Annotated in this window: 21 protein-coding genes and 1 pseudogene; 8 read left to right on the top strand and 14 right to left on the bottom strand. The window is 71.5% G+C overall.

Translation table 11 applies throughout. The features are described from left to right. The first annotated feature begins 17 nt into the window (after positions 1-17). The 3 genes from OO67_RS21255 to OO67_RS21245 are packed head-to-tail and all read left to right on the top strand — an operon-like array spanning position 18 to position 2,964. A complete protein-coding gene (locus tag OO67_RS21255; RefSeq protein ID WP_033302639.1) occupies positions 18-785 on the top strand; it encodes a (Fe-S)-binding protein in 768 nt (255 codons plus the stop codon). Then, complete coding sequence (locus OO67_RS21250; RefSeq protein ID WP_033302638.1) at positions 782-2,326, top strand: LutB/LldF family L-lactate oxidation iron-sulfur protein; 1,545 nt, start codon at positions 782-784, stop codon at positions 2,324-2,326. The genes OO67_RS21255 and OO67_RS21250 overlap by 4 nt, the downstream gene beginning before the upstream one ends. Beyond that, the gene (locus OO67_RS21245) at positions 2,323-2,964 is read left to right on the top strand and encodes a LutC/YkgG family protein (RefSeq protein ID WP_033302637.1); all 642 of its coding nucleotides are present in this window, start codon (positions 2,323-2,325) and stop codon (positions 2,962-2,964) included. Before OO67_RS21250 ends, OO67_RS21245 begins: the two co-directional genes overlap by 4 nt. 98 nt (positions 2,965-3,062) lie before the next feature. Here OO67_RS21245 and OO67_RS21240 read toward each other — a convergent pair. The 9 genes and pseudogenes from OO67_RS21240 to OO67_RS21195 form a co-directional block, all read right to left on the bottom strand. After that, a pseudogene (locus tag OO67_RS21240) lies at positions 3,063-3,893 on the bottom strand (ribonuclease BN). A 209-nt stretch (positions 3,894-4,102) separates the two neighbouring features. Next, positions 4,103-5,014 (bottom strand): hypothetical protein, encoded by a 912-nt coding sequence (locus OO67_RS21235; RefSeq protein ID WP_033302636.1) that lies wholly within the window; start codon positions 5,012-5,014, stop codon positions 4,103-4,105. A 265-nt stretch (positions 5,015-5,279) separates the two neighbouring features. Next, positions 5,280-5,945 (bottom strand): fascin domain-containing protein, encoded by a 666-nt coding sequence (locus tag OO67_RS21230; RefSeq protein ID WP_033302635.1) that lies wholly within the window; start codon positions 5,943-5,945, stop codon positions 5,280-5,282. A gap of 783 nt (positions 5,946-6,728) precedes the next feature. Next, on the bottom strand, positions 6,729-8,621 hold the full coding sequence (locus tag OO67_RS21220; RefSeq protein ID WP_033302633.1) for a DUF2264 domain-containing protein: 1,893 nt from the start codon (positions 8,619-8,621) through the stop codon (positions 6,729-6,731). Beyond that, positions 8,618-9,646, bottom strand: coding sequence for a hydroxyacid dehydrogenase (locus tag OO67_RS21215; protein WP_033302632.1), 1,029 nt, complete (start codon positions 9,644-9,646; stop codon positions 8,618-8,620). Before OO67_RS21215 ends, OO67_RS21220 begins: the two co-directional genes overlap by 4 nt. A gap of 37 nt (positions 9,647-9,683) precedes the next feature. Then, entirely contained in the window at positions 9,684-10,559 is an 876-nt protein-coding gene (locus tag OO67_RS21210) for a carbohydrate ABC transporter permease (RefSeq protein WP_033302631.1), read from the bottom strand. Continuing rightward, entirely contained in the window at positions 10,556-11,557 is a 1,002-nt protein-coding gene (locus OO67_RS21205) for a carbohydrate ABC transporter permease (RefSeq protein WP_033302630.1), read from the bottom strand. Before OO67_RS21205 ends, OO67_RS21210 begins: the two co-directional genes overlap by 4 nt. Before the next feature lie 47 nt (positions 11,558-11,604). Then, entirely contained in the window at positions 11,605-12,972 is a 1,368-nt protein-coding gene (locus tag OO67_RS21200; protein ID WP_033302629.1) for an ABC transporter substrate-binding protein, read from the bottom strand. A gap of 102 nt (positions 12,973-13,074) precedes the next feature. Further along, positions 13,075-14,196, bottom strand: coding sequence for a substrate-binding domain-containing protein (locus tag OO67_RS21195; RefSeq protein ID WP_033302628.1), 1,122 nt, complete (start codon positions 14,194-14,196; stop codon positions 13,075-13,077). A gap of 146 nt (positions 14,197-14,342) precedes the next feature. Between OO67_RS21195 and OO67_RS21190 the strand changes: the two genes are divergently transcribed. Then, on the top strand, positions 14,343-15,110 hold the full coding sequence (locus OO67_RS21190) for a sulfite exporter TauE/SafE family protein (protein WP_033302627.1): 768 nt from the start codon (positions 14,343-14,345) through the stop codon (positions 15,108-15,110). Positions 15,111-15,131: 21 nt separating this feature from the next. On the opposite strand, the gene OO67_RS21185 is transcribed toward OO67_RS21190, so the two are convergent. Both OO67_RS21185 and OO67_RS21180 read right to left on the bottom strand, forming a co-directional pair. After that, entirely contained in the window at positions 15,132-16,661 is a 1,530-nt protein-coding gene (locus OO67_RS21185) for an amino acid permease (RefSeq protein WP_033302626.1), read from the bottom strand. 102 nt (positions 16,662-16,763) lie between these two features. Further along, the gene (locus tag OO67_RS21180) at positions 16,764-17,771 is read right to left on the bottom strand and encodes a hypothetical protein (RefSeq protein WP_033302625.1); all 1,008 of its coding nucleotides are present in this window, start codon (positions 17,769-17,771) and stop codon (positions 16,764-16,766) included. Between the two features lie 374 nt (positions 17,772-18,145). On the opposite strand from OO67_RS21180, the gene OO67_RS21175 reads away from it, so the two are divergent. Genes OO67_RS21175 through OO67_RS21165 form a run of 3 tightly spaced genes read left to right on the top strand, consistent with a single transcriptional unit; the run spans position 18,146 to position 22,265 of the window. Next, the gene (locus OO67_RS21175; protein ID WP_033302624.1) at positions 18,146-19,579 is read left to right on the top strand and encodes an FGGY family carbohydrate kinase; all 1,434 of its coding nucleotides are present in this window, start codon (positions 18,146-18,148) and stop codon (positions 19,577-19,579) included. Then, positions 19,576-20,997, top strand: a complete 1,422-nt coding sequence (locus OO67_RS21170; protein ID WP_033302623.1) for an FAD-dependent oxidoreductase — start codon at positions 19,576-19,578, stop codon at positions 20,995-20,997. Before OO67_RS21175 ends, OO67_RS21170 begins: the two co-directional genes overlap by 4 nt. Then, the gene (locus tag OO67_RS21165; protein WP_033302622.1) at positions 20,994-22,265 is read left to right on the top strand and encodes an FAD-dependent oxidoreductase; all 1,272 of its coding nucleotides are present in this window, start codon (positions 20,994-20,996) and stop codon (positions 22,263-22,265) included. Before OO67_RS21170 ends, OO67_RS21165 begins: the two co-directional genes overlap by 4 nt. Positions 22,266-22,283: 18 nt before the next feature. Here the strand turns inward: OO67_RS21165 and OO67_RS21160 are convergent, their stop codons facing one another. The 3 genes from OO67_RS21160 to OO67_RS21150 all read right to left on the bottom strand — a co-directional run bounded on the left by OO67_RS21160 (position 22,284) and on the right by OO67_RS21150 (position 23,793). After that, the gene (locus OO67_RS21160) at positions 22,284-22,649 is read right to left on the bottom strand and encodes a hypothetical protein (RefSeq protein WP_033302621.1); all 366 of its coding nucleotides are present in this window, start codon (positions 22,647-22,649) and stop codon (positions 22,284-22,286) included. A 61-nt stretch (positions 22,650-22,710) separates the two neighbouring features. Continuing rightward, positions 22,711-23,133, bottom strand: a complete 423-nt coding sequence (locus OO67_RS21155) for a DUF350 domain-containing protein (protein WP_033302620.1) — start codon at positions 23,131-23,133, stop codon at positions 22,711-22,713. Positions 23,134-23,238: 105 nt separating this feature from the next. Then, a complete protein-coding gene (locus OO67_RS21150) occupies positions 23,239-23,793 on the bottom strand; it encodes a DUF309 domain-containing protein (RefSeq protein ID WP_033302619.1) in 555 nt (184 codons plus the stop codon). 107 nt (positions 23,794-23,900) lie between these two features. On the opposite strand from OO67_RS21150, the gene OO67_RS21145 reads away from it, so the two are divergent. Continuing rightward, positions 23,901-26,558, top strand: a complete 2,658-nt coding sequence (locus OO67_RS21145) for an ATP-binding protein (RefSeq protein WP_033302618.1) — start codon at positions 23,901-23,903, stop codon at positions 26,556-26,558. Positions 26,559-26,596 lie beyond the last annotated feature (38 nt).

Raw genomic sequence — 26,596 nt, 5'->3', positions numbered from 1 at the left:
ACGACCGGGGAGGCCCCATGCGTATCGGACTCTTCGCCACCTGTCTGGGAGACACGCTCTTCCCGGAGGCGGTGAAATCGACCGCGGTGCTGCTCGCCCGCCTGGGCCACGAAGTGGTCTTCCCGCCGGACCAGACCTGCTGCGGCCAGATGCACGTCAACACCGGCTACCAGCGCGAACCCGTCCCACTGGTGCGCAACTTCGCCGAGCAGTTCGGCGATGCCTCGATCGACGCCGTCGTCATGCCGTCCGGGTCGTGCGCCGGCTCCGTCCGTCACCAGCACGAGATCGTCGCCCAGCGGTACGGCGACGCCGCTCTGCGCGCCGGTGTCGCGACGGTCAAGGCCAAGACGTACGAGCTCTCCGAGCTCCTCGTCGACGTCCTCGGGGTCACCGAGGTCGGCGCGTACTTCCCGCACCGGGTCACCTACCACCCCACCTGCCACTCCCTGCGCATGCTCCGGGTCGGCGACAAGCCGCTGAAGCTGCTGCGGGCCGTCGAGGGGATCGACCTGGTCGAGCTTCCCGAGGCCGACTCCTGCTGCGGATTCGGCGGCACCTTCGCCGTGAAGAACGCCGAGACCTCCACCGCGATGCTCCAGGACAAGATGCGCAACATCGCCGATACCAAAGCCGATGTGTGCTCCGCCGGGGACTCCTCCTGCCTGATGCACATCGGCGGCGGACTCTCCCGTATCAAGTCCGGCACGCGCACCCTGCACCTCGCCCAGATCCTCGGATCCACCCGTACCGCTCCGTACGCCCCGATGGAGGCCGCCCGATGAGTACGTTCCTCGGCATGCCCGCCGCTCCGCCCCGCTCCCCGTACGGCACGGGCAACCTGCGCGGCGACCGTAAGTTCCCCGAGGCGGCCCACGACGAACTCCGGAACGAGCAGCTGCGCCGTAACCTCAGCAGGGCCACCCGCACCATCCGGACCAAGCGCCTCGGCGTCACCGGGGAACTCCCCGACTGGGAGCGGCTGCGTGACGCGGGATCAGCCATCAAGACCGACACCATGAACCGGCTCCCCGAACTGCTGGAGCAACTGGAGCGGAAGGTCACCGAGCGAGGCGGCACGGTCCACTGGGCGCGCGACGGCGTCGAGGCCAACGAGATCGTCACCCGGCTGATCAGGGCGACCGGCAGCCGGGACGTCATCAAGGTCAAGTCGATGGCCACCCAGGAGATCGGCCTCAACGAGCACCTCGAAGCAGCCGGCATCACTCCGTACGAGACCGACCTCGCCGAACTCATCGTGCAGCTCGCCGACGACAAGCCCTCGCACATCCTGGTGCCCGCGATCCACCGCAACCGCGACGAGATCCGGCAGATCTTCCTCGACGAGATCCCCGGCGTCGACCCGGATCTCGACAACGTGCCCGCGCACCTCGCCGCGGCGGCCCGCGCCTACCTGCGCGAGAAGTTCATGACGACCAAGGTGGCCGTCTCCGGGGCCAACTTCGGCATCGCCGAGACCGGCACCCTGACCGTGGTCGAGTCGGAGGGCAACGGCCGGATGTGCCTGACCCTGCCCGACACCCTCATCACCGTGATGGGCATCGAGAAGGTCCTGCCGCGCTTCCAGGACCTGGAGGTCTTCCTCCAGTTGCTGCCGCGCTCCTCGACCGGCGAGCGGATGAATCCGTACACCTCGATGTGGACCGGCGTGACACCGGGGGACGGACCACAGGACTTCCACCTCGTCCTCCTCGACAACGGCCGCACCGCCGCGCTGGCCGACACGATCGGCCGCGAGGCGCTCAACTGCATCCGCTGCTCGGCCTGTCTCAACGTCTGCCCCGTGTACGAACGGGCCGGCGGCCACGCCTACGGATCGACGTACCCCGGTCCGATCGGCGCCGTGCTCACTCCGCAGCTCGCCGGGATGCACGCGGCGAAGGACGACCCGAACAGCTCTCTGCCGTACGCCTCCAGCCTCTGCGGCGCGTGTTTCGACGCCTGCCCGGTGAAGATCGACATCCCCTCGATGCTCGTCGAACTGCGTCACCAGCACACCGAGCAGTCCGGTACCACGGCGGAGAAGCTCGCCATGAAGGCCGCGGCCGGCGTGATGAGCAGGCCGAAGCTCTTCGCCGCGGCGCAGAAGGCGGCCTCCCTCGGCAGGGCCGCCGGAGGACGCGACGGCACGATCTCGCGTCTGCCCGCATCACTCAGCGGCTGGAGCGACAGCCGCGACACCGCCGCCCCGCCCAAGCAGTCCTTCCGCTCCTGGCTGGCCTCGGCCGAGGGCGCGGCGACGATGCGCGCCGCAGCCGGGGAGGGCGCCGGGCGCACCGCCGAAGAGCCCGAGGAGGAGCAGTGACCACCAACCCCACCGCACGCGACACGGTGCTCGGCCGGATCAGGGCCGCCCTGGCTCTCGCACCCACCCCCGACAGCGAAGTCCCCCGCGTCTACCGCACCGGCCGGACGCTCCCGGACGATGAGCGACTGGCACTCCTGACCGACCGCCTGGCGGACTACAAGGCGCAGGTCCACCCCTGCACGGGCGACCGCACGGCCGAAGTGATCGCCGGGATCCTGCACGAGCGCGGCGCCCGGCGGATCGGCGTCCCGGACGGGCTGGACGAGCAGTGGCTCGCGGCCTACGACGGCGAGGTGCAGCTGGACTCGGCGGACATCCCCGCACCGAGCCTCGACGCGCTGGACGGGGTGGTGACGGCCTCCGCCGTCAGCTGCGCCGAGACCGGCACCATCTTCCTGGACGGCTCGCCGGGCCAGGGCCGGCGTGCCCTGTCCCTCGTCCCCGACCTCCACGTGTGCGTCGTCGACCTGTCCTCGGTCGTGGCAGGCGTCCCGGAGGCAGTGGCCCGCCTGGTGCCGGAGAGGCCGACGACCCTGATCAGCGGCCCGTCGGCCACGTCCGACATCGAGCTGGAGCGGGTGGAGGGCGTCCACGGTCCCCGCACCCTCGCGGTGGTGATCCGCACCGACGCCTAGGGACGTGTGCGGTCGATGGCTTACCGCTGCGGCCCCGTGCCGTCGATGGTGGGCGTGGCGAGGTCACCTCTTTCGACCTGGTGCGCGGAGAGCCGTGCTCACCTTCGTCGTCTCAGCGCAGCTGCCACGCGTGGAAGCTCCTCGTTCAGCAGTTGGCCGACCAGCGCCCCGCCGAAGACGACGATCCCCACACCCACCAGCCAGGACTGGACGACCAGTACGGTTCCGACGGGGCCGTAACTGATGGTGCTGGAGGCGATCAACGGCGAGAAGACGAGCATGGAGAAGACGCGCAGGCCGATCAGCCCGATCACGGTGACGACGGCGCCGGGCAGAAGGGCGAGCCAGCGGATCCGCCCGCCGAGCAGCAGTCGCTGGGACCACCAGAAGAACAGGACGGCGCTCAGCGACGCGGTGGCCCCACCCGCGGACGGCGTGTGCAGCAGCGTGGTGGTGGCGGAGACGAAGAGTTATCCGGTGAACACGCCGAGCCACACCAGGTGCCGCCACCTCGCCCACCAGCGAGCCGGCGGCAGGTCCCAGACCTTCTCGTAGCCGGTCTGCACAGCGGCCCCGAAGCTCAGACCGAACACGGCGAGAGCGGCGAGGCCGAACACGGTCGTGGTCCGCAGAGCCTGGCCGGGCAGGGTGAACAACCGCTCGACCCGTTCCCTGGAGTCCGTCGACACCCCGAGCCCTTGCCCCAGCCACTGGGCGAACCCCTGCCCACGCTGACCCCCTGCGGAGACGTTGATCAGAAGCGGGACCAGAGTGAGGAAACCGAGCGCGGCGAAACCCAGGGCGCGCTGCCCCAGTTCCATGTCGCTGCTCCGCCGCCATCCGCGCCCTACCGCGGAGCGGCTGATCACACGGCGCAGCCGTCCGAACCAGGACGGACGGTTCTCTGTGCCCGAAGGCTTCGTCGGCATCTCTGTCGACTACCACGACCCGGACCCCACTGCGCGAGGGCGCGACGAAGAGGTGCTCCGGAAACCCGGCAGGAACGAGGGAGTACCGGCCCTCGGGCGGAGCGGGGCGCCGCGTCCCGCCGTTCGGCCACCACCCGGGGTGACTGTTCCCCGCCCGTCGGCCCGGCCCCTCGCGGAGGCCGGGCCGACGGACGGACGCCGAGTGGCCCTCAGCCCCGGATCAGGTGAACGGCCACCGTCTCGCCGACGGACACCGGCCGCTCGTAGTCCGGGTCCGTCGCCGTGGCCCGCGCCTCGACCTCGACGTCACCGCGCTGGAACGGCACGGACCCGGTGGGGACGGCCTTCGCGGTCCAGGCGACCGGCGCGCCCGGGACGCACTCCACGGACGCGGCGTAGGAGCCCCGGATGAGCTGCTGCCGCTTCACCTGAGTGACGTCGCCGGCCACCTCCACCTGGACCGGCTTGTTGCAGCTCACCGTGCCGTGCAGGGTGGCCTTGCCGTTCAGGGTGCTCGCCGTGCCGTCCAGCGCCACGGCGAGGCCGAGACCGAGCTCGGCGGGCGGGGCCGGGTTGTCGATGTGGACCTCACCGCGCGCGGCGGGGTCGCCCCCCTCGCAGTGCTGTACGAAGGAGGCGTCGAGCTCCTTCACGTACCCGTGCGGGCCGAACTCGACGGCCGTGATCGTGAAGCTGCCGGTGAGGGTGTTGCAGCCGCGCCCGTTTCCGCTGAGGTCCAGACCGGGCTGCGCCGCCTCGTTGAACGGGTACCGGGTGGCCCCGGCATAGGTGCCGGGCGTCAGGGTGGTGCCCTCCGGTGCCGCGAGGTCCAGGGACCACCAGTCCCCGTTGGCGCCGTCGACGGACAGCGAGATCACCCGGTTGTCGCTCGACCCGGTCACCGACACCTTGTCCTGCGCATCCGTCGAGTAGGCGTAGGACCCGCCACCGCTGATCCAGTCACCCTCGTCGCCGCTGAAGGCCAGCGAACCGTCGGTGACCGGTTGGGCGTGGGCCTGGGGTCCGGACAGCAGACCGGTCGTACCGGTCGCCATGGTGAGGGCCAGCGCGAACACGGCCGCCCCTCTGGCCAGAACGCGTCCGGGCATGCTGATCTTCATGTGTGTTCCCCCCTGGGAAGACGGTCTGCGCTACGCCGACGAGGTGTTCCTTCGGCAGCGGGAAGAGTCTTGCAACCAGGAAGATCGACGACAACAGTGTTTCAGGAGAAGCCGGTTGAGGTTTCGGTCAACATCTGTGGCTGCTGTGGGCAGAGTGACGGCCCGGATCGCTCCGGAACCATGAACGAGCACCCGCGCACCCTGTGACGGGGCTCGCCCCCCGGTGTCCGCGCCCCCCGTGCGGACACCAGGGAGCGGTCGTACGTCAGGCGCCCAGGTCGTAGAGGACGAACTCCTCCCAGGACCCGGTGATCTCGGTGGAGCGGGCGCGCAACGCGTACTGGAGCGACCCGGTGTAACCGTTCTCCATGGTGACGAAGAGTCCGTTCAGCGTGGACTGGAGCGCCCAGCGGTCCAGTCCCTCGTTGTAGTACAGGACGAACCGCTCCCAGCCGCCCGCGGTCGCGGAGCGGGCGCGCAGTACGTTCTGTGTGCTGCCGGTGAAGTTCTTCTCGACCGCCACGTAGCGATTGTTCGCCAGGGACTTCATGGCGAACGTCTCGGAGGTCTCGTCCCACTCGAAGGCGAAGCCCTCCCAGGCGCCGCCGACGTCGGCGGAACGGGCCCGCAGCACACCGGTGTTCGGGGCGGCGTAGTTCATCTCGGTCGCGACGAACTGTCCGTTGCGGGCGGACTGCAGGGCCAGGAGCTCGGTCTCCGCGGCGGTCGCGGAGACACCTTCACCGGCGGCGAGCGGGGCCTGCCGGGTGTCCGACTTCTCCGCGACGCGCGCCAGCTCGGCGCCGTCCACCGCCTCCCAGCCGCTGGGTGCGGCGGCCGGTCTGTCGGCCGCCGGCGCGGCTCCGGCCGTGGGTGAGGCCAGCGCGGAAACCGCGACAACGGCACTCAGGGACAGAAAAACGGACGTCATGCGTCGCACAGGTTTTCCTCGCTTGTCGTCAGAACAATTACGGAGTCGTGGGGAATGGTTCGCGATGGATTTTCTGTTCGCCTTGCCGGGTCATTCGACATGCGAACGGAACGAGCGGACGGGCGTGTGCCGTCAACCCTTTACACCGCAAGGCGGAGCTGTCCCCCAGAACCCCCGCAACCCCAGAAGGCCGAGGTCGACGCCCTTCCGGGCGATTCCGCAGCCACCGCGCCACTCGGCGCAGCGGCCTCAGCGTAACCGTGAGACGCGCTTTCCGGAAAGGATTTGAGAGGAATTCGTGAAGCCTTGATCCTCCTTCTGCGGCATTAGGGATTCCGCATTTCTCCGTTAAGGCAAGTGACGCATTCAGTTTCCTTCGCGGTCGCCCGGGCGTCGGTAAGGCTCAACTCGCCCACCATCAGACTGACCGTCGTGGGTGCCACCATCAGCCTGCAGCCAGGCCGTTGATGCTCATTCACCCACGCGGGCGGGCCCAGGCGCCCCGACCGGTACAGGAACCTGCTCGCCGAGCTCCGGGTCACCGTCGAGGCCGGCGCGGAGGACGGCAGAGCGGAGACGTCCGCCGCCACAGCGGTACCGGCCGTCGGCGAGGAGCGGGACCGTCTCCACCAGGCACGGTGCGAGCGCGACCCCTGCCTTCATCGCCTGCCGGGCCGGCACCACGCGGGTCCTCCCGGCGTCCCGCACCGACCGTGCACGACACGGCCTCCGAAGCGTGACCCGCACGTTTCGGAGGCCGTCCGTTCCCGGTCGTGGCGGACTTCAGGGCCCGTGAGTGACCTCCAGCGGCGCGAAGCCGACCCGGGTCGTCGTACCGTCGTCGGCCCAGCGCACCGCGACCGTCTCCCCGTTCACGTCCACCCCGCTCACCGCCGAGGCGAGAGGACCGGCGTCCGGATCGGCGGTCAGCGAGGCCAGTGCCGCCAGCACCTCGGTCCCCTCCACGTCCGCGGCGAGCCGGGGCAGCACCGCCCACCGCGTGAAAGCGGTGCCCTGCGGAGCCCGTACCTGCTCCTGCTCGGCCCAGCCGTGCAGCCCGTGCACCGCGGAACGGGCCGAGCCCTCCGGATCCGTCGCCCAGCCCGTCTGTTCGGCCCGCGTCCCGGCGGGGGCGCCCACGATCCGGTGCACCCGTAGTTCGTACCGCCCCCGGACGACCGTCACACTCTCCACCCGCAGGCCAGGGGCGGTCGGCGGGCCCTCGGGGAAGACCGGGCAGTGCCAGGACGCGGCCCAGCCCCAGCCCTCGCCGTGCCCCGCGCCCAGCGGGTGGATACGGACCCGGCTGCTACGGGAGCCGGCGACCCGTACCGACAGATGGTTGTCCGCGGTGTTCGCGGACGCGGTGGGGCCGGTGGCCGTCGAGTACGCGAGGCGGGCGTAGAGCGGGTCCGACAGGTCGGCCGTCTCGCCCTCGTGCGGCCGGACATGGTCGCTGCCGTGGTTGTGCAGCCGCACGATGCCGTCCGCCCGGGTCGACTGCACCAGCAGTCCGGGAGACGGCAGTGACAGCACCCGGTCCGGTCCCTCGCTCGGGGCGGCCTCCTCCTCCGCCGTCCACAACGGGTGCTCCGCCGGGGCGAGCAGGGCCACGAAGGCCTTCGACGCCCAGTACGGGGAGGACGGGCCGGAGTACACCTGCAGCGTCGCGTCGTGCGGGCCGTGCCAGCCCAGACTCAGCAAGCCGTCGTCCCCGGCCGAACCGCGCTCCAGGAAGTACCGCAGCGAGCCGCTGATCAGCCGGCGCGAGACGCCCGGCGTCAGCGGGGTGTGCCCGGACACCGCGCCCATCCCGACGGCCGCGCCCGCCGCGAAGCGGTAGGTGAGGGAGCGCCCGAAGTGCAGCGGAGCGCCGTCCGCACCGAACATCAGCGAGAAGCTCTCCAGGTGCTCGCTCAGCCGCGCGCCGTAGTGTGCGGACAGTTCCGCGTCGCCCGACAGGTACGCGTCCAGCACGGGGTACAGATGCAGCGCCCAGCCGTTGTAGTGGTCGAAGGCGCGCCCGTCCCCGTCGGCGTACCAGCCCTCGCCGCGGTACCAGCCCTCGAGCAGGTCGAGCGCCCGCTGCCGGGCGCGGCCCGTCTCTCCGTCGCCCCGGCCGACCGACTCCAGGAATCCGGCGACGGAGAAGGGGAAGAGGTACCAGTTGTTGGGTGCGGGCGTGTGCCGCAGGGCGCCGCGCAGCCATTCCTCCGCCCGGTCCTGCGTGGCGGCGTCCAGCCGGTCCCACAGCCAGGGGCGGGTCAGCCGCAGCCCGATCGCCACCGACGCCGACTCCACCATCGGCTGGCCGAACACGGTGTGGTCCAGGATCAGCGGCCAGGACTCTGCGTCGTCCCGCCCGGCCGTGCGCGTACCGGCGGTGAGCCCGTCGGCGTACCGCTCCAGCCAGTTGTGCGGGTCCTTGCCGTCCGAGCCCGCGACCCGGAACGCGGCGGTGAGGAACGTACGGGCATAGCCCTCCAGGCCGTCGGAGCGGACTCCGGAGCGGGAGGGCCGGCCCGGCAGGTCGAGGAGGGCCCGGCCGGGGGTGGCCCACCTCCAGGCGGCGCCCAGCAGGCCGTCCGCCGCCGCTTCCCAGTGGCTCCGGGTGTAGCCCGTGTACGGGCTCGACCCGCGGTCCTCGGAGGGGAGTTGAAAGGGAGTGGAGGTCATGCGAGAAACGCCAGCCTTTCGCGTCGTACGGGATGGGCGAAGCCGTCGCCCGCGGCCCAGCGGGCGACCTCGCCGACCGCCAGATCGGCCAGCCGCCGCAGCTCGTTGCCCTGGGATCCTGCTAGATGGGGGGTGATCGTGGCGTTCGGGCAGTCCCACAGCGGGTGGTCGGCCGGCAGCGGATCCGGGTCGGTCACGTCGAGCACCGCCCGGATCCGCTCCGCCCGCAGTACGTCGGTGAGGGCGTCCTGGTCGACGACCGCGCCCCGGGAGGTGTTGATCAGGACCGCGTCCGGCCGCATCGAGGCGAGGAGCCCGCGGCTGACCAGCCCCGTGGTCGCGGGAAGCAGCGGGGTATGGACGCTGACCACGTCGCTCCCGGCGAAGAGTCCGGCCAGGGTGACGGGGTGGACCCCGAGCCCGGCGGCCTCCTCGTCCGTGACGTACGGATCGTGGAGCAGCACCCGCAGGTCATAGGGCCGCAGCAGCTCGATCACCCGCCGGCCGATCAGAGAGGCGGACAGAATGCCCACCGTGCGGCGGTAGTTGCCCACGTCGGGCGGTGTGGCGAGCCAGGCGTCGCGCAGACGGGTGGCCCGGAAGTCCCGGGCCCGCTCCAGGACCCGTTTGCCGGACAGCAGGATCATCGCGAGGGTGTACTCCGCCACGGGCAGCGCGTTGGCCGCCGCGGCCGACGACACCTCGATGCCCCGGTCCCAGCAGGCGTCGGTGACATGGCCGCGTACCGTGCCCGCCGTGTGCACGACGGCCCGCAGCGCGGGCGCCGCGGCCAGGACGCCCGCGTGGATCGGCGGGCAGCCCCAGCCGGTGACCAGGACCTCCGTGTCCGCGAGCACGGCCTGCGCCGCTTCGGTCGTGAAGTCGTCGATCGCGGGCACGGGGGCGAGGGCGCACACCTCGGCCAGCGCCGCCAGGGAGTCGGGGGAGAGCACCGCTGCTGCGGCGTCCGCTCCCATGGCGAGCGCGGCGCGCGGCCGGCGGTGTGCGGGGGGAGTGCTGGGCATGGTTCTCCTGTGCGATGGTCCGGGCGGGGCAGCACGGCTACTTGACGGCGCCCGCCGTCAGTCCGGACCGCCAGAAACGCTGGAGCAGGGCGAAGGCGAGGATCAGGGGCAGCACCGCGAGCAGCGAGCCCATGATGACGACGGGGTAGTACTCGGGTGATACGGAGGCGGCGCTGTTCCAGGAGTACAGGCCGAGGCTGACCGGATACAGGTCCTGGTCGGAGAGCATCACCATGGGCAGGAAGAAGTTGTTCCAGATGGCTGTGAGCTGGAAGAGGAAGATGGTGACCAGCCCGGGCCCCAGCATGCGGAGCGCCACCCTGAAGTAGGCGGCCAGTTCGCCCGCGCCGTCCATCCGTGCGGCCTCGAGCACCTCGTCGGGCACGTACCCCTGGCTGAAGATCCGGCCGAGGTAGACCCCGAACGGATTGAACAGGACGGGGATGAAGACCGCCCAGAAGGTGTTCACGAGCCCCGTGCCGGAGGCCATCAGGTAGAGCGGCAGGGCGAGCACCGTCTGCGGCACCATGACGGCGGCCAGCACCAGGCCGAACAGCTTCTCCTTGTGGGCGAAGCGGTACTTGTCGAAGGCGTAGCCGCACGCGATGCTGATCAGCGCGCCGAGCGCCGCGCCGAGCACCGCGTACAGCAGGCTGTTGCCGTACCAGCGGCCGAACAGCCCGCCGTCCATGGCGAAGAGGTCCTTCATGTTCTGGACGAAGGAGAAGCCGCTCAGCGACAGGATGTCGCTGCTGAACAGGGCGTCCCTGTCCTTCGTCGAGGCGAGCACCAGCCACAGCACCGGCAGCAGCGTGTACAGCACCGAGACGAGGACCACCAGGTTGACGACGGAGCGTCCGAGGAGCCGGGGGCGGAGGGGCGAGGCGGTGCGGGATACGGTCGACGCGCTCATCGGGCGGCCTCCTCGGCGGCGTCGGCGCGGTTGGTCCACCGGGTGACGCCGTAGGACAGGGCGATCGTGCACAGCAGCAGGACGACCGAGGCGGCGGCCGCCAGACCGTAGTTGTTGCGGGTGAAGGCGGCGTCGTAGATGTACATGCTGGGGGAGAAGCGTGAGTTGATCATGGGAGTCGACTGACTGAGCAGCATCGGCTCGGTGAAGAGCTGGAGCGCGAAGATGAGGGTGAACATCGCGACCATCACGATCGACGAGCGCACCAGCGGGGCTTTGATCTGGAGGGCCGTGCGGACGGGGCCCGCGCCGTCGACGACCGACGCCTCGAGCACCTCACGGGGGACCGCCTGCAGGGCGGCGTAGAACACGACCATGTTGTAGCCGAGGTTGCTCCACAGTGCGATGTTCACGATGGACGGGAGCACCGTGTGCACCCCGAGGAAGTCGATGGTGATGTCGGCCCTGCCGAGCAGGTCGATCACCGGACTGATGCCGGGTGTGTACAGATACAGCCAGATCAGGGCCGCGATGATGCCCGGCACGGCGTGCGGCAGGAACAGGGCGAGCTGGACGGTGCCCTTGAGGCGTACCACGCCGGAGTCGAGCAGCAGCGCCAGTACGAGGGCGCCGGTCACCATCAGCGGGATGTAGACCAGGCAGTACAGGGCGACGACGCCGAGACCGGCGAGGAAGGTGGGGTCTGCCAGTACGGCGGTGTAGTTGCGGAGCCCGGCGAAGACCGTCCGCTCGGGGCCGAAGCCGAGCCCGGGCTGGTCGTCGCTGAAGAAACTCAGATAGACGGCGGTGGCGACCGGGATCAGGAAGACGGTCACCAGAAGGACGAAGAACGGTGTCATCAGGACGCCGCAGGCGCCGAGTTCACGACGTCTGGCGGACCTGCGAGCCGCGGGGGGCGGCGCGGCGGCGGCCGGACTCTTCGGTGAGGGCCGAGCGGTGGCGTCCGCCGCCACGGAGACGGGGGTGGTGCTGGTCATGGGTGTCACCTGCCTCTCTGCTGCTGGGAACGGGATGCGGACCGCGGTCAGGTGGAGTGCCGGGTGGTGGAGAGTCCAAGAGCCCTGAGATCGGGCATCGTGCCCTCCTGGGCCGCCCGGACCGCTCCGAGGATGGATCCCTGTCCGCCGCTCGCCCGCGCCAGGCCGTCCTTCATGATCCTGCCGGTCGCCGTCATCCGGGGGCCCCAGACCCAGCCCGGGCGGATCTTGTGGGCCTCCTGCTCGAAGAGGGTGTAGATGTCCTGGCCGCCGTAGTAGGCACGGTCGAAGGCCTTGCGGCCCACCTCGACGAGCCCGGGCGCGGCGGGGTACTGGCTGCTGGCGCCGCTGGAGAGCCGGGCACGGAGGGCGTCCGGGTGCGAGACCTGCCACTCGATGAACTCCATCGCGGCCTCCGGGTGCGCGCTGCTGCTGGTGACCGCGAAGGTCGAGCCGCCGTGGGTCCCGACGCCGGGGTCGGCCGGCTCCCACTGGGGGAGCGGAGCGAGTGCCCACATGCCCTTCTGCTTCGGCCGTGCCTTCATCTGTGCGCCGGCGTCCCACGCCCCGCTGAGCCGGCTGACCACCAGGCCGTTGCCGATCTGTACATCGGCGTGCCGGCTCTCCACCGCGTTCATGAAGACCAGGTCCTGGTCGGTCAGCCGCTGCCAGAAGGCGGCCACACGGCGGGTGGGCGCGTCGGCGAGCGAGACGTTCCAGGCCCCGCCGGCCGTGTCGAACCACTGGGCCCCCGCCTGCCACGCGAACGCGGCGAGATGGGTGTCGCCGTCCGTCGGGAAGAGTGCCATCCGGCGGTCACCGCTCTTGCGCCGTACGGTCCTCGCCGTCTCCTCGAAGTCCTCCCAGGTACGGGGAACGGTCAGCCCGTACCGCTCGAAGAGGTCGGTGCGGTAGTGCAGCACCATGGGTTCTATGTCGAGCGGAACGCTGAAGACGCTCTTCTCGAAGGTGGTCAGTCCCAGCGCCTGCGGCAGCAGTTTCGCGCGCAGCCCCTCGCCCACCAGGTCCGTGATGTCGCGGCAGACCCCGTCGATGGCGAAGCCGGGGACCTGGGGATATTCGATCGTGGCGACGTCCGGTGCGTTGCCGGCCCGAGCCGCGCTGCTGAGCTTGGCGTAACCGCCCTGGGCCCCGGAGGGGACCTGCTGGTAATCGACCTCGATGGAGTCGTGGCTCCGGTTGAACGCGTCCACGACCTCCTGACTGCCCCGCAGGGCGGACCAGAAGGTGATCCGCGTCTTCCTGCCGGTCCTGCTGCTCACTGTCCTGCCGGTACTGCTCGTACCGCCCGATCGTGTGTCTCCGCCACCACCTCCGCAGGCGCTGAGCGCGCCTGTCAGAGGAAGTGCGGCGATCGTGGCGAGCACGGATCGACGGCTCTGTCGACCAGGCATGTGCGCCTCCCGCGGCTCCTGATTCGAGACACGGGGAATACTGATCGGCTGATCGATAGTGGTCAATAGATCGATCAAAAGAAGCTTGAAGTGTTCAAACGATCAGTTGGCCGGGCCGGGCAACTCGTGGGTCGATCCGCGCACTTCGAGGCAGGGGAGCAGCTCCACCCGTCGCACCGGGCCGGTGGCGCCCGCCGGGTGGGCCAGCCGGTGCAGGAGGAGCTCGGCCGCCGCCCGCCCGATCTCGGCCCTGGGCGGTGCGACGGCGGTGAGGGCGGTGCTGCCCAGGGCCGCGACGACATCGTCGTAAGCCACCACGGAGCAGTCCCGCGGCACCCGGATCCCGCTCTCCGTCAGGCGCTGGACCAGCATCAGGGCGTCCTCGTCGCCGTGCAGCACCGCGCCGGTCACACCGCGCTCCCGCACCAGCGCCGTGAGATCCGGGACCTCCTCCTGTGTCCCGGGCTCCCCGGGGCCCGCGTTCGGGGAGCTGAGCACCACCGACCAGTCCTCCACCTCGGGCCGGGCGGTGGCGATCTCCGTGAACGCGGCCCTGATGGAACGCGCCGTGGGGCTGTCGTTCCTGGCGGCCAGGACGAGCCGGCGGTGGCCGAGCGAGATCAGGTGGTCCACGGCCAGATGTATCCCGTACCAATGGTCGGAACACACCGTGTCCATGGCATGCAGCACGCTGCCCGGGCGGGGACGCCGCTCCATCAGGACCGTCGGCACCTCCACCTCGGCGAGCCAGCCGTAGTCCGCCTCCTCGCCGGCGGCGCTGCGCCACCGGGGCGCGATCAGCAGGCCTCTCACGCCGGCGGCCAGGGCCCGCTCCACCTGCGGCCGTTCGGCCCCGGCCGCCTGCGGGGCGATGTGCAGGGTGATCCGCATACCCGCCTCCTCGAGGGCGGTCCTCGCGCCGTGCAGGGTCTCGTAGAGATACGAATGCCGCTCCGGGACGACCAGGGCTATCGCGGCCCCGTCCCCGGCCGGTTCGTCGTTCCGGGCGGCCGGCACCCCGGTCGTGCGTGTGGCCTCCCCCACCGGCCGTACCACCCCGTGCCCCCGCCGCAGCATCCCCGCCCTGGCCAGCTCTTCCACGTCCCGCCGGAGCGTCACCGCGGAGACGTCCAGCTCGTCGGCGAGCGAACTCACCTTGACGGCGCCGCGTGCGTGCACCACCGCGAGAATGCGCTTGCGCCTCAGCTCAACCGGCTCCCGCATGCTGGCCCCCTTGCCTACCGCTGTGCGATGTTCGTTTGAACGTTTCCGTGAGCGATCGCAGCATAGCGAGGGACCGGCGCCACCGGCGGTCACAGAAGGGAACGATGATCCGCCGAAGGGAAGATGTGTCTAACATCTGATCCGGAATGGACACGATCACACTCTGGCAACTGGCCGCGCTCGCGGCGGCATCCACCCTCGTCGGCTTCTCGAAGACGGCGGTCAGCGGTGCCAACACGATCAGCCTCGCGGTCTTCGCGGCCGTACTCCCGGCCCGCGAATCGACCGGCGTGCTGCTCCCGATCCTGATCGCGGGCGACATCCTCGCCGTGCTGGTCTACCGCCGGCACGCCCACTGGCCGACCCTGCTGAAGCTCTTTCCCGCCGTCGCCGTGGGCGTGGTCGCGGGCACCGTCTTCATGCTGTGGGCCGACGACGCCGCCGTACGCACCTCCATCGGCGCGATCCTGCTCTTCATGGCGGGCGTCACCATCTGGCGCCGGCGTGCCCGCCCCGAGCCGGCGCCGGAACAGGATGACGAGGACGGCCCGACGCGCGGCGGGCGCCTCAAGGCGCGCTCGTACGGGGTGCTCGGCGGTTTCACCACCATGGTCGCCAACGCGGGCGGCCCCGTGATGTCGCTCTACCTGCTGTCGGCGGGCTTCCGGAAGCTTGGCTTCCTCGGAACGTCCGCGTGGTTCTTCCTGATCGTCAACACCTCGAAGGTGCCCTTCAGTGTGGGGCTCGGCCTCATCGACGCGCGGTCGCTCCTGCTGGACGCGGCCCTCGTGCTGTTCGTCATCCCCGGTGCGTACCTCGGCCGTGCCTGCGTCGGCCGGATCAACCAGAAGCTCTTCGACCGGATCGTGATCGGGGCGACCGTCCTGGGCGGCCTCCAGCTGCTGGTGCGCTGAAGACCGCCCGGGGGAGGACGGTCAGACGATGCCCTCGGCGATCTCCGCCTGCTCGCGGGCGTTCCCGTACGCGGCCGGAGTGCTGTACGAACGGCGCGCGACGAACCACCACACCGTGGCCAGGACCAGAACGGCTACCAGGGCGATCGACGCGTAGTTCATCGAGTCGATGGTGACGGGCGAGGACTGCGGCAGCAGGAACAGCACGCTCACGATGGCGACCCACACCACCGCGATCCAGCCGATCGGCTTCGACCAGCGGCCGAGGTGCCACGGGCCGCGCTGGAAGCGGTCACCGGCGCGCAGCTTCAGGTAGATCGGGATGGCGTAGGCCGGGGTGATCCCGATGACGTTGATCGCCGTGACCGCTCCGTAGGCGGTCGCGGAGTACAGCGACGGCACCGCCAGCAGTGCGGCGACGGCGACCGAGAGCCACACGGCGGGCACCGGCGTCTGGGTACGGGAGCTCACCTTGCGCCACAGCGCGGAGCCCGGAAGCGCGTTGTCACGGCTGAAGGCGAAGACCATCCGGCTCGCGGCCGCGACCTCGGCGTTGCCGCAGAACAGCTGAGCCGCGATGACGATCAGCAGCATGGCGGTGGCACCCGACGTGCCCAGCGCGTCGATCAGGATCTGGGCTGGCGGGACCCCGGTGGCACTGTTCTGGGTGCCGGCGTAGTCCTGGATGGCGAAGGTCAGTCCGGCCAGCAGGACGAAACCCGCGATCCAGGAGACCCAGATGGCGCGGACGATGCCCTTCGCCGCCGTCACCGAGGCGTTCGAGGTCTCCTCGGACAGGTGGACGGAGGCGTCGTAGCCGCAGAAGGTGTACTGCGCCAGGAGCAGACCGATCGCCGCCACGTAGATCGGGTTCTCCCAGCCCGTGCCGTTGACGAACTCGGTGAAGACGAACGACGGCGACTGGTGGTTCGAGGGCACGATCGCCAGCACCGTCACGATCACGGCGACACCTGCCAGATGCCACCAGACGCTGATGGAGTTGAGCACGCTGACCAGGCGCACTCCGAAGAGGTTCAGTACGGCGTGCAGCAGCAGGATGCAGAGGAAGATGACCATGGTGGAGCCGGGGGTGGGATCGAACCCCCACTGCAGGTTGAGCAGGGCGCCCGTGAACAGGGCCGCGCCGTAGTCGATGCCGGCGATCGCGCCGAGCAGACCGAGCAGGTTGAGCCACCCGGTGTACCAGCCCCACTTGCGGCCGCCGAGCCGGTCGGCCATGTAGTAGAGCGCCCCGGAGGTCGGATACGCGCTGGTCACCTCGGCGAGGGCCATGCCCACGCAGAGCACGAACAGGCCGACACCGGCCCAGCCCCAGAGCATCACGGCCGGGCCGCCGGTGGACATGCCGAAGCCGTACAGCGTCATGCAGCCGGAGAGGATCGAGATCACGGAGAAGCTGATCGCGAAGTTCCCGAAGCCGTTCATACGACGGGCCAGCACCGGCTGGTAGCCGAGCTCGCGCAGCCGCTGTTCCTCGTCCTTGTGCGGCGTGGGCTCCGTGCTCGACGGGGTCGAGGCGGATATGGACATGGAGATGACCTCCGGGTGGGCGACGGGGGGACGGAAAGGTGCGTGGGGGCGGGGCCGGGAGGTCAGGTGTGCGGCTCCCTCCCGCTCGGCGGCGGCCGCCGGTCAGCCGTGCGGGGCCCTCCCGGGCTCCTGCTCGGCGGCCAGACAGCGGCTGCGGGCCCGGAGGAACACGTCCTCGGCTCCTGCCGGATCCCGCGGGGTCCGGGTGCGGTGCGCCCAGGGGAGTGATGTGTAGTACGGGCCCATCGCCCGGAACACCGGCGCTGCGTCGGTGAACCGGAGCGAACCCCACAGGGCGTGGGCCAGGTGGTTGAGATCGAGCAGTGACCGGGCGGCCGGGTCGGAAGCGGCGAACCAGACGCGCAGGGCGCGCCGGGCGTCGCGCTCGCCGTCCTCGGTGACCCAGTGCAGGTCCAGCGCACGCTCGTTGCCGTTCTCGCGGCGGTAGCGCTCCACCCGGACGTACAGCGGCAGGACATGGAGCGGGGAGCCCTCCGGAGCGGAGGAAGCGGCCCACTGGACGAAGTTGACCGCCTCCGAGAGCGTGCCGCTCTCCTGCCTCGCGTAGACGAACTGCAGCATCCGGTGGTAGGCCTCGCGATTGAACGGATCGCGCTTGTCCGCCTCCGCCAGCAGCCCCCACGGCCCCGGGAACAGCATCGGGCCGGGCGGCAGCAGCCGGTGCTCCTCCAGGCGCTGTCCCTCGTCGAGCTGGGACAGGGCGAGGAGACAGACCCAGGGCACCGGGTCGGCGGGCGAAGCGTGCGCGGCGGAGCGGCACCCCTCCCACGCCTCCTGCCACAGCTCCTGGGCGCTCGGGCGCTTCTCCCGGTGCGCGCGTACGGCCCGTTCCACGGTCACCCGGGCGTGCATCACCGCCGCCGCCACGCTCCGCGGTTCCTCGGCGAGCCAGGCGTGCACCGTGTCGCTGCCCGCCGCCACGGCTGCGAGGACCTGGGTGCGCTGTGTCCACAGCGCCCAGTCCGGTGTGCTCTCCAGCAGATTCCGCATGGCGAGCCAACGGCCGGTACGCAGGTCCTGTAACGCCACCCGCAGATCGTGGTCGTGCCCCGCGGGGTGGTAGACCGGCCGGAAGTCACCGGTAGCCATGTACGTGCCCTGCCCCTGAACGCGCGGTGAGGGCGGGGCGGTGAGCCGGGCACAGCGGCACGGCGCAGATTTTTCTCGTCATGAATCCTCAGAGAACGTGGGGGGCTGGGTCGTTCGGTCATGAACTGCCGGTGGTCATCGTCCGGTTGTCCACTCGGCGGTGAGTGTAGAGCGCCGGGCGCCCGCCTTCCGGTGACTCCGCGGATCTTACTCAAGTAGGCGCCCTGAACCGGACGTTGATCTCCGCAGAGGGCTGAGGACGGGATGTTCTGGACGGGGTTGACGCAGGGCGTGGTCTGCACGACTGTGGGCGCAGGGACCAGATGATCACGATTCCGCCCGGGTCCGGGCGGTCCGCACGGCTGGAGCGTCGCTTGACAGGACCGGTACTCGCCATCGACCAGGGGACGTCCGGAACCAAGGCGCTGGTGATCTGCCCCGAGCGGGGGGTGATCGGTTCCGGTTCAGCGCCCGTGCGTCCCCGCTACGGTCCCGGAGGCCTGGTGGAGGCCGATCCCGGCGAGCTGATCGGGTCGGTCCTCGACGCCGGAGGCCAGGCGGTGGCGGACGCCGCCGAACCCGTGGCGGCCGTCGGCCTGGCCAACCAGGGCGAGACGGTGCTCGCCTGGGACCCCGCGACCGGCCGGCCGCTCACCGACGCCGTCGTCTGGCAGGACCGGCGTGCGGAAGGCATCTGTGGGGACCTCGCCGAACGCGGGGACGAGCTGAAGCGGCTCACCGGGCTGCCGCTCGATCCGTACTTCGCCGCTCCCAAGATGGCGTGGATCCGCCGCGAGCTGACCCGCGAAGGGGTCGTCACCACCAGCGACTCCTGGCTCGTCCACCAGCTGACCGGAGCTTTCGTCACCGATGCCGCCACCGCGGGACGCACCCAGCTGCTCGGGCTCCACGAGGTCGGCTGGGCGCCCGAGGCCCTGGAGATCTTCGGTCTGTCCGACGAGCGACTGCCCGCCGTCGTCGACTGCGCGGGACCGGTCGGCACCACCACCGCCTTCGGCGCAGACGTCCCTCTGACTGGCCTCCTCGTCGACCAGCAGGCCGCCCTGCTGGCCCAGGGCGCCCTGGAACCCGGCCAGGCGAAATGCACGTACGGCACCGGGGCGTTCCTCCTCGCCCAGACCGGCGGCCGGCCCAGCACCGGCTCCACAGGTCTGGTCAGCTGCGTCGCCTGGCGTCTCGGCGGCCGGACGGACTACTGCCTCGACGGCCAGGTCCTCACGGCTGCCTCGGCCGTGCGCTGGCTCACCGACCTCGGGGTGATCTCAGGAGCCGCGGACCTCGACGCGGTGGGCGCCTCCGTCCGGGACACCGGCGGAGTCACGTTCGTCCCCGCGCTCGCCGGTCTCGCCGCCCCCTGGTGGCGCAGCGACCTGCGCGGCTCCCTCACCGGCCTGGGGCTCGACACCAGCGCGGGCCACCTGGTCCGCGCCCTGTGCGAGGGCATCGCCGCACAGGTCGTCGCCCTGGCCGACGCCGTGGAGTCCGACCTGGGCGACCCGCTGACCGTGCTGCGGGTCGACGGCGGCCTGACCCGCTCCTCCCTGCTCATGCAGACCCAGGCGGACCTGCTGCAACGACCGGTCGAAGTCTCCGCGCTGCCCGACGTGACCGCGCTCGGTGCCGGCGTGGTGGCAAGGCTCGGGCTCGACCCGCGGCTGCCGCCGGACCGGGCGACACCGGAGTGGCGGCCCTTTGCCGTCTACGAACCCCGGATCGCCCCCGAGGAGGCGTCGGAGCGCCTCGCGGACTTCCGTGCCGCGGTGGACACCCTGCTGGAGCGCGCATGACCGTCACCCTGACCACAACCGGCCCCCTGCTCCCGGGGACGGACGCGGATTGCGCGTACGACGTCACCGTCGTCGGAGCGGGCGTCGTGGGCTCGGCCATCGCCCGCGAACTGGCCCGCTACGACCTGCGCACCGCCCTGGTCGACGCCGCCGACGACATCGGCGACGGCACGTCGAAGGCGAACACCGCCATCCTGCACACGGGCTTCGACGCCGTACCCGGCTCGCTGGAGGCGCGCCTCGTACGAGAGGGGCGGGAACTCCTCGCCGCCTACGCCGCCGAGACCGGAATCCCGGTCGAGCGGGTCGGTGCCCTCCTCGTGGCCTGGGACGAGGACCAGCTCGCCGCACTGCCCCGGCTGCGGGACAAGGCCGCTCGCAACGGCTACCACGCGTCCCGCGTCATCGACGCCGGCGAACTGCGCGCCCGTGAGCCCCACCTGGGACCCGGCGCGCTCGGCGCCCTGGAGGTTCCGGACGAGAGCATCATCTGTCCCTGGACCACCCCGCTCGCCTTCGCCACCCAGGCCGTCCGGGCAGGCGTCCACCTGCACCTGAACTGCCGGGTGCGGGGCGTCGACAGCGACACCGAGGGCCATACGCTCACCACGTCGCGAGGCCCGCTGCGCACCCGGTACCTGGTCAACGCGGCCGGACTGTACGCCGACGAGATCGACCGGCTCCTCGGGAACGAGGTGTTCACGGTGACCCCGCGCCGAGGCCAGCTGATGGTCTTCGACAAGCTCGCCCGCGGACTCGTCGGTCACATCCTCCTGCCCGTCCCCGGCCCGGAGGGCAAGGGTGTCCTGGTCGCACCGACCGTCTTCGGCAACGTCCTCCTCGGTCCCACCGCCGAGGAACTCGACGACAAGACCGCCACCGGGTCCACCGCCGAGGGCATGCGCCTGCTGCGTGAGAAGGGCCGCCGCATCGTGCCCGCGCTCGCCGACGAGGAGGTCACCGCCGTCTACGCGGGCCTGCGCGCCGCCACCGGGCAGGAGGACTACCGCATCCAGGAATACCCGGAGCTGCGCTACGTCGCCGTGGGCGGCATCCGCTCCACCGGTCTCACCGCCTCCATGGCGATCGGCCGCCACGTCACGGGGCTGCTCGCCGCCACCGGCCTGGAAATCGCCGGGCCACGCGCTCTCCCGCTCCTGACGATGCCCAACCTCGGAGAGGCCTTTCCCCGGCCCTGCCTGAGTCCAGGCCTCGTGGCCGAGGATCCGGCGTACGGCACTCTCGTGTGTCACTGTGAACAGGTCACGCTCGGAGAGATCCGGGACGCGCTGTCAGCGACGATCCCGCCGCACTCCTTGGACGGCTTGCGGCGCCGCACCCGTGCCCGTGGCGGCCGGTGCCAGGGATTCCACTGCGGCGCCGCCGTCCGCGCCCTGTTCGAGGAGGCGCGACCATGACCCGGAACGCACGCGAAGTCGACGTCCTGATCGTCGGCGCGGGCCCTGCGGGCCTCGCGGCCGGAGCCGAACTCGCCGCTGCGGGCGTGGAGCGGGTGGAGATCCTGGAACGCGACCAGGAGGCGGGCGGGATGCCCCGCCACTGCCACCACGGCGGATTCGGCGGACGCCTCGACCGGACCGCGTACGCCTGGGCGTCGGCGACCGGATCCGAGTACGCACCGGCAGGGACGAGCGGGCCCGAATACGCCCGGCGGAGCGTGAGAGCGGCTCTCGCCGCGGGCGCGGCCCTGCGCACCGGCGTCACCGTCACCGGCTGGGCGGGGCCCCACGCCGTGGAGACCACCGGACCCGCCGGACTCGAACGGATCACCGCCCGGGCCGTCGTCCTCGCCACCGGCGCCCGCGAACGGCCACGCAGCGCCCGTCTCATCCCCGGCACCCGGCCACCGGGCGTCTACACCACCGGCGAACTCCAGCAGGCCGTCCACCGGTACGGGCAGCGGATCGGCACGAGGGCGGTCGTCGTCGGCAACGAGCCGGTCGGCCACGCGGCCGCCGCCACCCTGCGGGCCGCCGGGGTCCACGTCGTGGCCATGGTCACGGACCAGCCGGACTCCCCGGTCCGCCCTCGGAGCCGGCGCACCCCGTTGCTCACCGGCGCCACCGTCACGGCGCTCACGGGCCGGAGCCGGCTGTCCGGGGTGGCGCTGCGCCACGACGACGGCCGTACGACCACGCTGCACTGCGACACCGTCGTCCTGACCGGCGACTTCGTCCCTGAACACGAACTGGCCAGGCGCGGGGAGATCCTCCTCGATCCCGGCACCCGCGGACCCGCCTACGACGCCGCCTACCGCACCTCGCGGCCGGGCGTCTTCGCAGCCGGGAACCTGCTGCACGCCGCCGAACGCGCGGGGTTCGCGGCTCAGGAGGGCCGAGCCGTGGCGGTGCCCGTACTGCACCGCCTGGCCGGCACCGACGAACCCGCGGGACACGGACGGCGCCTCGTCGTCGACGCCCCCCTGAGGTGGATCGCCCCGAACGTGACGGGGCCGGACGGGGCGCGCCCGCCGGATGACCGGTTCGTACTGCGCACCGCGCGGCGGCTGCCCCGGCCCCTGCTCGTCGTCTCGCAGGACGGGCGCGAACTCCACCGGCAGCGGTCGCTGTTGCCCGCAGTCCCCGGCAGGCCGCTCCACCTCGCGGCCGACTGGGTCGACCGGGTCGATCCGCACGGCACGTCCGTACGGATCAGCGCGCTGTGACGCGGGGGCGCGGCCGCCTCAGGGAATGAGCAGCCAGTCCGCGGAGACGGCCGCCACCAGTCCGGCGCCCAGCAGCCAGCTGCCGAGCCGGGTGCGGCCGTTCCGGCTGAGCTCGATCACCACACCGCACAGGATGAGCGCGAGCCCGTAGACCCCGACGACCAGGACCGAGGAACGGCTCGCTATCCGCAGCGCCAGGACCACGGCCATCGCCGCCATGCCCACCGAGGAGAGGACGATCCGCAGCCGCCGCGCCTGACGGGGCGTGAGTCTCCGCTCCGGTGCGGCGGTCCCGGGTATCGCCGCAGGGCTCTCGCCCCGCTCCTCGTCCTGCTCCGGGCCCTGTTGTTGGTCCTGGTCCTGATCCTGGTCAGAAGTGCTCATGACGCCGGATCGTAGTGGCTGCGCACCGCGCTGGCCGCCGGACCGTGGGATCACCGGATGATCAGGCGATGGAGGCCGACACGATGGCGGACACCGCCAGGTTGCAGGCAGCCGTCACCCAGACCGCCGGATGCGGCTCCCGCTCCACCAGCGTGGCCCCCAGCTTTCCGGGCGTGACCAGGTCCACGACGAGGAAGGCCACGGCCATCATGATCAGACCGAGCAGGCCGAACGCCGCCGTCGAGACGAGGCCCTTGGTGAAGTCCTCGTAGGTCGTCCAGATCGACGTGAACACGATGCCGCCGATACCCAGCATCGCCGAGCTCAGGAGCATCGCCGCGTTGCGGTTGCGCTCCTCCCATATCTGGCGGCCGAGCTTGCCCGGCGTCAGGGCGTCGATGAGGAATATGCCGAGAACGAGCAGTACGACGCCGAGGGCCCCGTATGCGGTGGCACGGCCGAGGCCGTTGATGATGTCGGTCATCGGGGCGTCCGTCTCCTGAACAAGTGGTCGAAGAATGGAGCATGAACATGGCGAGTGTGATCAACACACCGTCAAGAAGGAGCAAAACCTATCGCACTCATGTGCTCAGCCCCCGGCCCGGTCCCCCCGCCGCAACCGGGGTGCCTCCGAAGCCGCGTCCACGACAGGAGCGCCCGCGGCGTCTCCTTCCGCACGCCCGCTGTGCCCCTCGGTACCCTCCGGCCCGGAGGGGTCCACCCGGCCCGCCAGCTCCCGCGCCCAGCCGATCAGCCCCTCCACGCCGATCCCGTGCGGATCCGACGCCCGGAACCCCTCGGCGGCGGTGGCGCCCCGCCTCAACAGGCGCGCCCCGCCCGCCGCGTTGCCGCGAGCGGCATGGGTCAGCCCGACGGCCATCTGCGCGAGGCCGCGCCACAGTTCGCGCTCCGCGTCCGGCCCCGACTTCCAGGCGTCCTCGAACACCTCGTGGGCATGGAAGGGCATGCCCGCGTCCAGCAGCCGCTGGGCCTCGCGCACCGTCTCGTCGGGGGAACGCACCACACCCTCGGGCTGCCGCTCCACCCCCGGAGTCCCGTACGGCAGGGGGCGCCCCAGCCCGTCCCGGGGGCGCGCGTTGCGCGCCCGCCCTTCCTCGTCGCGGTCCCTGCGAGATTCGTCCACCCTCCGATTGTGCCTCGCACCTGCGGAGAACCACGGGAACCCTGTCCGCGGGCACCCGCGCGCGGATAGGCTCGGGGCTCTCCGCAACCACCCTGGGAAGGGGAGGCATGAAGCCGTCCCGGCCGTTGTACGAGCGCGATCATGAACTCGCCGCCGCCGCACAGGCGTTGGACGCCCTCTGCGGCGGGCAAGCAGCCGGCGGGCTGCTGGTCTTCAGCGGCGAAGCCGGCATCGGCAAGACCGCGCTGCTCGGCGAGATCCAGGCCATGGCCGCCGACCGCTGCACCGTCTGGTCCGCACGTGGCGGCGAGACGGTCACCTCGGTGCCGTTCCACGTCGTACGCCAACTCCTCCAGCCCGCACTGGACCAGTTCCCCGCCGACGAGACCCGCGCCCTGTTCGGGGACTGGTTCGAGATCGCCGCGCCCGCTCTGGGCCTGGCGGATCCCAGCGGCCCGCAGCCCGACCCCCAGGGCGTCAGGGACGGCCTCGACTACGTCGTGTCCCGGCTCGCTTCCCGCCTCAGTCACCGGCCGCTGCTCCTCATAGTGGACGACGCGCACTGGGCGGACGGCGAGTCCCTCGCCTGGCTCGCCGGCTTCACCGCTCGGCTGTCCGAACTGCCCGTACTCGTCGTCCAGGCGCACCGCCCTCAGGAACTCGCCGACCGCGACGCCGACTGGGCCGTCGCGAGAACGCCCGACAGCGGCGGCACGGCGGGCCACCCCGCCCTGATCCGGGTGGCGCTGCGCGCGCTCACCCCCGAGGCCACGGCCGACCTGGTGCGCGCCGGCCTGGGGGAGCACGCGGACGACCCCTTCTGCCGCGAGGTCTGGGCAGTCACCGGAGGCAATCCGTACGAAGCGGTCGAACTCGTCGCCAAGGCGCAGGACCGCGAACTGCCGCCGGTCGAGGAATCCGCAGGACTTCTGCGTGAACTCGGTGCGTCGGCGCGGGGCAGCGGGCTCGTCGCCCGCCTCGAACGCCTGGGTACGAACGCCAACCGCTTCGCCTGGGCGGCGGCCGTGCTCGGTACCGAGATCTCCCAGGAACTCGCCGCGACGCTCGCCGGTATGAGCTCGGCGGAGGCCGCCGACTGTACGGCGCGGCTGCGGGACGCCCGCATCGTCAGCGGCTTCGACCCGCTGGAATTCGTCCATCCGCTCATCGCCACCGCCGTGTACCGCTCCATCCCGCCGGCGACCCGCACCGCCATGCACGGACGGGCGGCGTGGGCGATCACCCAGGCCGGACTCGGAGCCGCGGCGGCCTCCCGCCATCTGCTCGAAGTCCATCCGGACGACGATCAGGAGCTGGTCGCGCAGCTCCGGGAGGCCGCACGGCAACACCTCGCGGTCGGCGCACCCGAAGCCGCCAGACGCTGCCTGGACCGTGCCCTGGACGCGCCGCCGCGTCCCCGCGACCGGGCGGTGCTGCTGTACGAACTGGGGTGCGCCACACTGCTCTCCTCACCGGCCACCACGGTGCAGCACCTGCGCGCGGCACTCGACACACCTGGCCTCGACGAGACACTCCGCATCGACGCCACCTTCCGGCTGGCCTCCGCTCTGTCCCACAACAACCAGCTCAAGGACGCGGCGCTCTCGCTGGCGGCCGAGGCGTCCCGGACCGCTCCCGGACCCGGCTTGATGCGTCTCCAGGCCGCCCACTTCCTGTGGGAGGGCATGCAGGCCACCGAGGACGACGGGCCCGGACGGTCTGCCCGCCTCGCCCGCAACGCGGACCACCTCAAGGGCCGCGACAACGCCGAGCGCGCCCTGCTCACCCTGAGGGCCTTCGACGCCATGCTCCGTGGCGAGAACGCCCAACTCGTCGTGGACTTCTGTGAACGCGCACTCGTCGACGGGCGGCCCGCGCGCGGCCTGGGCTGGACCGACTCGGAATGGGGCTTCGAACTCCCCGCGATGGTCGGCATCACCTACGCGTTCACGGACCAGCTCGACCGGGCCGAAGCACTCTTCGGCGAGGCCGTGCGTGCCTTCGAGATCTCCGGCTGGAGCGGCGCGCACCTCGCTTTCGCGCACACCCTCCTGGGCCTCACGCACCGCAGGCGCGGCCGTCTCGCCGAGGCCGAGGGCTTCCTGCGCGAAGGGCTGCGCCTCGCCGACCGGGCCGGCAGCGGGCTGCCCGTCCACTGGGACGCCACCTGCCTCCTCGTCGACACCCTGCTCGCCCGCGGCCGGACCGCGGAGGCCCGGCTGGTCGCCGACCGGTACGACTTCGGCCCGCCGTACCCCAGCGCCATGGTCCTGCCGGACGCCCCGTGCGTACGCGGGCGACTGCTGCTGGCCGAGGGGCGCACGGAGGAGGCAGTGGCGGAGCTGGAGTCGGCAGGCGCGGCGCTGGAACCGCGAGGCCGGTTCAACGGCGTCTGGGCGCCGTGGGCCGGGGACCTCGCCCGCGCGCTCGCCGACACCGACCCGGCCCGGGCCGCCCATCTGGCCACCCGGACGCGTGTCCACGCGGAACGCTTCGGTACCGACACGGCGATCGGCGAGGCCCTGCGCTGCGTAGCCGTCTTCGGGCCCGCGGAGGAGGCGGCCCACCTGCTTGCCGAGTCCGTACGCCACCTCGAGGCCTCCTCGTCCGCCTACGAGCACGCTCTGGCGCGCTTCGAGTACGGCACGGCGATCCGCTCCCATCGGGAGGTGGCCCTGGCCCAGAAGCTGGCCACGGCCTGCGGCGCGGAAGGGCTGGCGAGCCGCGCCCAGCAGGTACGGGCGTCGATCCGGTCCTCGGAGTGAGGTAATGTTTGTCCTGCGCCGCCGCCCGGGAAGACCGG

It is taken from the genome of Streptomyces atroolivaceus, from assembly GCF_000717025.1.
Taxonomy (GTDB): Bacteria; Actinomycetota; Actinomycetes; order Streptomycetales; family Streptomycetaceae; genus Streptomyces; species Streptomyces atroolivaceus.
The sequence above is the reverse complement of the archived record's forward strand: the minus strand, read 5'-3'. Positions and strand labels throughout refer to the sequence as shown.